The 924-nt window shown below is 37.6% G+C and carries 1 protein-coding gene; it reads right to left on the bottom strand.

Annotated elements, in window-relative coordinates; genetic code table 11:
* Positions 1–54 precede the first annotated feature (54 nt).
* Positions 55–924, bottom strand: an 870-nt coding sequence (locus tag J7R05_RS07285; protein ID WP_208541770.1) for a S1 RNA-binding domain-containing protein, incomplete at its 5' end; no start/stop codon positions are given.

The following is a 924-nucleotide window of genomic DNA, read 5'->3' on the forward strand; positions in this document are numbered from 1 at the left end:
AAGAAAAAATATCATTCTAACATTATGGATGACATTTCATGACAAAAAGAAAGATCACTCTTCTTTTTTCTTACGACGGCGTTTGTTTTCAGATTTATTTTTTTCATCTATGCACTTTTCTTGTTCTTCTTTTATCGATCTATCACCTGTAATTTCTTCACCAGTTTGTTGATCGACGATTTTCATGGATAACCGAATTTTACCCCGCTCATCAAAGCCCATTAATTTAACCCAAACTTTATCGCCTTCTTTAACAATATCTGTTGTTTTTATGACGCGTTCTGACGCGAGTTGAGAGATATGAACGAGTCCATCACGTGAGCCAAAGAAATTTACAAATGCACCGAATTCTGCAGTTTTCACCACTGTTCCTTGGTAGATAGCACCAATTTCAGGTTCATCAACAATAGAATGAATCCAGTGCTTTGCTGCTTCAATGGTTTTAGCATCGGCAGAAGCAATTTTAATTGTTCCATCATCTTCAATATTGATTTTTGCTCCAGTTTGTTCAACGATTTCTCGAATGACTTTACCACCAGAGCCGATAACATCGCGAATTTTATCAACGGCAATATTCATAACTTCAATGCGGGGAGAAAATTCGCTGAGTTCAGCACGTGCACTGGTTAAGGCTTTGCTCATTTCATTAAGAATATGAATTCGACCGCTTTTAGCTTGTTCAAGTGCGATTTTCATAATTTCTTCGGTAATACCATCAATTTTGATATCCATTTGTAAGGCAGTAATACCATTTTCTGTTCCCGCTACTTTAAAATCCATGTCTCCAAGATGATCTTCATCTCCTAAAATATCTGACAAAATAGCAAAGCGTTCACCTTCTTTAATCAAGCCCATAGCAATACCTGCAACTGGGCGTGCCAGAGGAACACCAGCATCCATAAGAGCAAGTGAAGTTCCACAAAC

The sequence above is a fragment of the Bartonella capreoli genome (assembly GCF_902813205.1).
GTDB classification, from domain to species: Bacteria; Pseudomonadota; Alphaproteobacteria; order Rhizobiales; family Rhizobiaceae; genus Bartonella; species Bartonella schoenbuchensis.